The following is a 6,383-nucleotide window of genomic DNA, read 5'->3' as shown; positions in this document are numbered from 1 at the left end:
TCGACCACGACGAACGCGGCCAGGAGCGCCAGCCCGGCGGCGAAGCTGCCCAGGATCACCGGCGAGGTCCAGCCTCGGGAACCGCCCTCGATCAGGCCGTAGGTGAAGGCGCCCACGCCCGCGACGGACAGGACCGTGCCGGGGACGTCGATCGGCGGCGCGCCCGCGTTGCGGGACTCCCCCAGCACGCGCAGCCCGGCCAGCAGCAGGACCGCCCCGATGGGCACGTTGACCAGGAAGATGGCGGGCCAGCCGAAGGACTCCACCAGGATCCCGCCCGCCAGCGGTCCGGCGGCCAGGCCGATGCCGCTGAACCCGGCCCACAACCCGATCGCTCTGACGCGCTCCCCCGGGGCGGGATACGCGGCGGCGAGCAGCGCCAGCGAGGCGGGGCTCAGCGCCGCGGCCCCGACGCCCTGCAGCACCCGCCCGGCGATCAGCCAGCCGATCGAGGGCGCCAGGGAACACACCACCGACGCGGCCGTGAACACCACCACCCCGGCCAGGAACACCCGCCTGCGGCCGAACCGGTCGGCGAAGACGCCGCCCGACAGCAGCAGCATGGCCACCAGCAGCACGTAGGCGTCGACGATCCACTGCAGGCCGGTCAGCCCGGTGTGGAGCCGCTGCTGCATGTCGGGCAGGGCGGCGCCGACGATCGTGTTGTCGAGCAGCACCATGAACTGACCTGCGCAGGTCAGGGTCAGCAACGCTTTCACGCAAATCCTTCCTCAGAGCAGTTGATTCTCACGCTGTGAACGCGGTCAAGGGGGTACGGAATCTTCTCCAAGTTCGGCCACCGGTTCGCGCCCGCTTCGCCGACCTGGACGCCCCGCGATCAAAAAGTCGATTCCATGAATGTGCACCCTAATGGCATGCCGCAAGCGCTCAAAAAACCGAAAAAACTGCGTCTGAGATGTATCTCCCCAGGTCAGATGGGGTGTCGGCGGTGAAGCCATAGAATGGCGCTCCACACAATGAGATAGATGTCTCTCTGCTCATCGGTGCATAGCCATATCGAGCGGGATTTGTCCAGCAGTGAAATCTGCGGGCTTAGAAACGGGCCACTAAGAGGAGAGGCCGGTTTTTGGGCCCTCCCTGATGGCCGAACGGCGCATCAAGGCCCGCCGCGAGGTCGGACGCGACGACGTCGCCGCAATGGCCGCGAGCGGGCAAGACCGCGATGGTGCCTGTGGCGATACGTTCCAGGCACACCTGGTGGATCCGGGCCGGCTCCGCCTCCGGTTCCGTCCACGGAGACCCGGCGCGCCGGAGGACGGCCGGTGGCAGCACGTCCGCTCCTCCGGCCGTTTGCGGTCCTGCCGGACCGGATGGCCCGTCAACCGTGGTGGGGGGCGGCGGCGAGTGCCGATGCGTCCGGCCTGCAAGCGACCTGGCCGCGCCGATCATCCCCGGACGCCCCCTGGCGGACCTAGTCGAAGACCACTTCCTTGTAGTTGCCCACCTTGCGCTTGGTGTACAGGTAGGTGCCGCCGGCGGGTACGTTGCGCTCCTCGACGACCCCGGACGTGTTGAGCTCGGCCAGCGCCTGCAGCTGCTTGGAGGTGTCGCCGCTCTGGGTGCCGAACCCGATGGGCAGGAACGGGTGGCGCCAGCCCTGCTGGGAGGCGGCGTCGGTCACGGTCTCGCCTTCGCGCTGCGCGGGCCGGAAGCTGTAGGGGATCTCGTAGTGGTCGAGGACCACCTTGCAGAAGTCGCAGACGGGCGCGCAGCACTTCAGGTACTTGATGGACGACAACTTCTTCTCGCCCACCGCGGCCAGGATGCACATCTCGGCGTGGTTGCTGACGTTGTCGCAGAACGGGCCGGCGATGCACACCAGCCGGTCGGTGTTGAGGCGCCGGGACTCGATCTCGCTGACGATGGCGTCCGGGCCCTCGCCGGTGACGCCGCCGAGGCCGTTGGACTTGGTGAACCAAAGGTTGTCGTCGACGATGGCGAGCGTGTAGTTGGTGGTCTTGCCGAACTTCTTGCCGGCGATCCACTCGACCAGGGAGTCGATGTCGGACTTCTGCAGTGTCATGGGGCCCCTCCTCCTCGTGACTGTCCACTCGGGTCGGAGGGCGTACGGGCGCGGAAAATACCCCGGGAAGCGGCGGGACGCGGAGCCCCTGGAAGGCTCACATACGGCGAACTCAGGGGCCGCCCGTCTCGGCGCCACATGATGTGAAGACTCCGCTGACGTCCCCCCACCCGGAAAGCGATCCCCCACCCGCACCCCGCCTCCGAGGACTTCTCCCGCGTGCTGGCTCAGGTGCCCGGGGCTTTCGTGTTCCTGGGCGCGCGCCCGGCGCGCCTGAGCCGCGACGAGGCGGAGGAGAACCACTCGCCACGCGCCGAGTTCGACGACGTGGTGCTGAACGACGGCGCGCGGCTCCTGGCCGAACTCGCGGTACGGCGACTGAACGCGGACGCGATGAATGCGGCGATGTATTTGTAGGCGACGCATGTCGCGGGGTCGGCTCCGGTGCATGCTCGCGGCCCCCGGAGTGGTTCTCCAGGGGCCGCGGGGGCAGGCGGCGCCAGGGGCTACGGCGTGATTTCGCGCACGAGCCTGGTGGTCCAGCCGCACCAGACGAGGCCGGGCAGGAACGCCCCGCCGGCCTCGTCCAGGTGATCCTCGACGTAGGGGATCGTCGCGTCGCAGACCTCGATGATCTGGTCGAAGAAGTCGATGGTGTCGGCGTTCAGGTGGTAGCTCCAGCGCGGGTTGAAGTCGGTCTGGCGCTTGAGGATGCGTCCGACGACGTGCGGCCGGTCCATGGTCTCGCCGTTCACCAGGTCGCGAGCGTGTTGGATCTTCGCGGGGTCGGTGAGCTTGACGATGAACTCCTCGCGGGTGATGTGTAATCACACGGCTTGCCGCGCAGCACCTGACGCCACCGTGGCAACGCAGTCACCCCGGCCTGGACACCGCCCGCGCCGCGGCCCGCCGTTCCACGAACCAGAACGTCACCAGCAGCGCCGCTCCCACAGCCAGCGCGGCGAGCCCGGCCTGGTCTTCGTGCCGTTCCACGACGCACCGCCGGTCGAGTCGGGGCTGGTGTGGCCCACCGCCAGGCAGACGCCCCTGGTCGAGGCGTTCGCCCAGGCGGTCGCGGCGATCGAGGTCAATGCCTGACGTCGTCGGGGACGTCCGGGGCCGGGCCGCAGTGGCCGACGGAGTAGGTTCTCTCCCGTGACTGACATTCGACTTCTCGCTCCAGCGGAACTGCCCCTGTGCCGGCGGCTCGAAAGTGATCGCGAGTGGTCCACCGACGAGGCCAAATGGCGGCTGATGTTCGAGGTGGGCGAGGTGTACGCCATCGACGCGGCCGACGGCGACGGCCTGGCCGGGTGCGTGGTGGTGACCCGCCACGGCGACGCGCTGGCCGACGTCGGCATGATGCTGGTCGCCGCCAGGTACGGCAGGCAGGGGCTCGGCACGCGGCTGATGGAGCACGCCCTGGAAGTCGCCGGGGACCGCGTCGTGGAGCTGACCGCGACCCGGTTCGGGCGCCCCGTCTACGAGCGGCTGGGCTTCCGGCCCACCGGCAGCCTGACGATCACCATGGGCCCGATGGAGGGGGCGTCGTCGTCCGGGGTTCGCGTGGCGACACCGGAGGACCACGCCGCGCTCCTCGCCCTGGACGCCGAGGTCACCGGCGCCGACCGGAGCAAGGCGCTGACCGCGCTGCTGGCCACGGCCGAGCGCACGGTCGTCACCGACGGCGGCTTCGCCGTGGCCTGGAACGCCGGCCCTCACCGCGTCATCGGCCCCGTCGTCTCCCCCTCGGAGGAAGCGGCCCGCGAGCTGATCCTGGCCGCCGCCCACGGCTCCGACCGCGACGTGCGGATCGACCTGCTGGACGCCTACCCGGGCCTGCGCCCGTGGCTCACCGAGCTGGGGCCCACGGAGGGACCCGCGGCCCTGCCGACGATGGTCCACGGCGCCCGCCGCCACCCGGGCGACCGTGGGCGTTACGTCGCGCCCATCCTCATCTCGATGGGCTGACCGGACGCCGCCCGCAGCGGGGGAGGAGTCGGCACGTTCGTACAAGTGCCGCCGTGATCCACCGGAGCATCCTGGGGACGGACGACCGTTCCCAGGAGAGGGTCACGATGCTCAATCTGTCGATCGTTCTGGAAGACAGCGCCCGCAACGCGCCGGACCGTACCGCCCTGGTCCTCGGTGACCTGCGCCTGTCGTACGCCGTGGTGGACTCCGTCGCGAACCAAGTGGCCAACCTGCTGGTGACGCGGGGGATCGGCAGGGGCGACAAGGTGGCGCTGCTCTGCCCGAACCTTCCCTACTTCCCGTTCGTCTACTTCGGCATTCTCAAGGCCGGGGCGACCGTGGTCCCGCTCAGCGTGCTGCTGCAGCCGCGCGAGATCACCTACCACCTGACCGACAGCGACGCCAAGGCGCTCTTCTGCTTCGAGGGCACCGATGAGCTGCCGACGGGGGCGCGCGGGCGGGAGGGGTTCGACGGCACGCAGGGCTGTGAGCACTTCTTCGTCCTGCCCGCCACGCCGCTGGCCACCGAGTCGGAGCACGGCGAGTCGTTCTGGGCGGCGCTGGACGGCATGCCCGGGGAGTTCGAGACGGTTCGAACCGGGCCGGAGGACGTCGCGGCCGTCCTCTACACCTCCGGCACCACCGGCCGGCCCAAGGGCGCCGAGCTCACCCACGCGAACCTGCTGATCAACGCCGTCGTCAGCGACCAGATGTTCCCCGCCGATCCCGAGGGTGACGTCTCGCTCGCCGTACTGCCGCTCTTCCACTCCTTCGGCCAGACCTCCGTCATGAACGTGAGCCTGCGCCGCCGCGCCACCCTGGTGCTCCTGCCGCGCTTCGAGCCCGGCCAGGCCCTGGAGCTCATGCGCCGGGAGAAGGTGACCATGTTCGCCGGGGTGCCCACCATGTACTGGGCGATGTTGTCGAAGATCCACGCGGAGGGGGCCGAGGTGCCCCCGACGCTGCGGGTGGCGGTGTCGGGGGCGGCCGCCTGCCCGGTCGAGGTGCTCAAGGATTTCGAGGCCACGTTCGGCATCCCGATCCTGGAGGGTTACGGCCTGTCGGAGACGTCGCCCGCGGCCTGCTTCAACCAGCTCAGCCGGCCCACCAAGCCCGGCACCATCGGCTTCCCCCTCTGGGGGGTGGAGATGCGGCTGGTGGACGGCGACTGGAACACCGTCCAGGGCGAGGGGCCCGGCGAGATCGCCATCCGCGGTCACAACGTCATGAAGGGCTACCACGGGCGACCCGAGGAGACCGCGGAGGTCCTGCGGGACGGCTGGTTCCGCACCGGCGACATCGCCACCCGCGACCAGGACGGCTACTACGCCGTCGTCGACCGCACCAAGGACCTGATCATTCGGGGTGGGTTCAACGTCTACCCGCGGGAGGTGGAGGAGGTGCTGATGACGCACCCGGCGGTCTCGCTGGTGGCGGTGGTCGGCGTGCCGCACGGCTCGTACGGGGAGGAGGTCAAGGCGTACGTCGTCCCGTCGGCCGGTGCGACGGCGAGTGAGGACGAGCTCGTCGCCTGGTGCCGGGAGAACATGGCGGCCTACAAGTACCCGCGGACCATCGAGTTCCGTGAGAGCCTGCCGATGACCGCGACCGGCAAGATCCTCAAGCGCGAGTTGCGCCAGGCGCTCGCCCGGGGGTCAGGGCAGCCAGTCGATCGCGGCGGCGAGCTCGGAGGGCACGCTGCCGAAGGTGCGCCGGAAGGCCCGGGTGAAGTGCGGGCCGTCGGCGAACCCGGCCGCGTGCGCGGCCGCCGTCAACGTCTCCCCGGCGGCCACCCGGTCGATGGCCCGCCGCAGGCGCAGCCACCGCACGTACGGCCGTAGCGGGAGCCCCACGTGCGCGCTGAACAGGTGCGCGAGCCGGCTCGGCGACAGGTGGACCGCGTCCGCGACCGCCCGCAGCCTTACCGGTCCTCCTGCCAGGAGCGCGGGGATGACGGCGATCGCCGCCTCCACCGCCGGGTGCGGCGGGACGCCGCCGGAGCCGCCGGGGCCGCCGGGGCCGCTCCACGCCTCGACGGCGCGCAGCGCGCCGGCCGCCTCGGCCGAGCGCGCGTGACCGACCGGCGGCTCGGTGAACATGAGCGGCCGTGTTCCCGCACGGCTCGCCGGCTGCGAGCTCACGGGCTCGATCTGCGGAAGGCCGTGTCCGGCCCGGGTGGCGGACGGCGACCAGGACGAAGCCCCCGGCCCGGCGCTGGCGCGCGCGAGCAGGGACCTGCCCGGCGAACTGCGCGGATCCAGGTGGGCGAGCAGGGCGTCGCGCGCCCCGGTCAGCACCGTGTGGCCGGTGTCGGGCGGGACGACGGCGACGCGCGTGGTCAGCTGTTCGCCGTGGGCGTCGGCCA

6 protein-coding genes and 1 pseudogene are annotated in these 6,383 nt (G+C 70.8%); 3 read left to right on the top strand and 4 right to left on the bottom strand.

Translation table 11 applies throughout. The annotated features are described in order from the left end of the window. Together AB0J97_RS49550 and AB0J97_RS49545 are read right to left on the bottom strand one after the other, a co-directional pair. On the bottom strand, positions 1–719 hold a 719-nt coding region (locus AB0J97_RS49550; protein ID WP_364103839.1), incomplete at its 3' end, for an MFS transporter. Between the two features lie 713 nt (positions 720–1,432). After that, the gene (locus AB0J97_RS49545) at positions 1,433–2,044 is read right to left on the bottom strand and encodes a hypothetical protein (RefSeq protein WP_364103836.1); all 612 of its coding nucleotides are present in this window, start codon (positions 2,042–2,044) and stop codon (positions 1,433–1,435) included. Positions 2,045–2,263: 219 nt separating this feature from the next. Between AB0J97_RS49545 and AB0J97_RS49540 the strand changes: the two genes are divergently transcribed. Beyond that, complete coding sequence (locus AB0J97_RS49540) at positions 2,264–2,461, top strand: hypothetical protein (RefSeq protein ID WP_364103833.1); 198 nt, start codon at positions 2,264–2,266, stop codon at positions 2,459–2,461. Positions 2,462–2,550: 89 nt separating this feature from the next. On the opposite strand, the gene AB0J97_RS49535 is transcribed toward AB0J97_RS49540, so the two are convergent. After that, a complete protein-coding gene (locus AB0J97_RS49535; RefSeq protein WP_364103830.1) occupies positions 2,551–2,799 on the bottom strand; it encodes a calmodulin in 249 nt (82 codons plus the stop codon). Between the two features lie 400 nt (positions 2,800–3,199). Between AB0J97_RS49535 and AB0J97_RS49530 the strand changes: the two genes are divergently transcribed. Together AB0J97_RS49530 and AB0J97_RS49525 are read left to right on the top strand one after the other, a co-directional pair. Continuing rightward, positions 3,200–4,015, top strand: coding sequence for a GNAT family N-acetyltransferase (locus AB0J97_RS49530; RefSeq protein WP_364103827.1), 816 nt, complete (start codon positions 3,200–3,202; stop codon positions 4,013–4,015). 107 nt (positions 4,016–4,122) lie between these two features. After that, positions 4,123–5,859, top strand: coding sequence for a long-chain fatty acid--CoA ligase (locus tag AB0J97_RS49525; RefSeq protein ID WP_364103842.1), 1,737 nt, complete (start codon positions 4,123–4,125; stop codon positions 5,857–5,859). Here AB0J97_RS49525 and AB0J97_RS49520 read toward each other — a convergent pair. Then, positions 5,758–6,117, bottom strand: a pseudogene (locus AB0J97_RS49520) (helix-turn-helix domain-containing protein); the annotation flags it as partial. The gene AB0J97_RS49525 and the pseudogene AB0J97_RS49520 overlap by 102 nt on opposite strands. Between the last annotated feature and the right edge of the window lie 266 nt (positions 6,118–6,383).

It is taken from the genome of Nonomuraea sp. NPDC049607 (genome assembly GCF_040675375.1).
Taxonomy (GTDB): Bacteria; Actinomycetota; Actinomycetes; order Streptosporangiales; family Streptosporangiaceae; genus Nonomuraea.
Note: the sequence above shows the minus strand (reverse complement) of the source record. Positions and strands in the feature narration are given on the sequence as shown.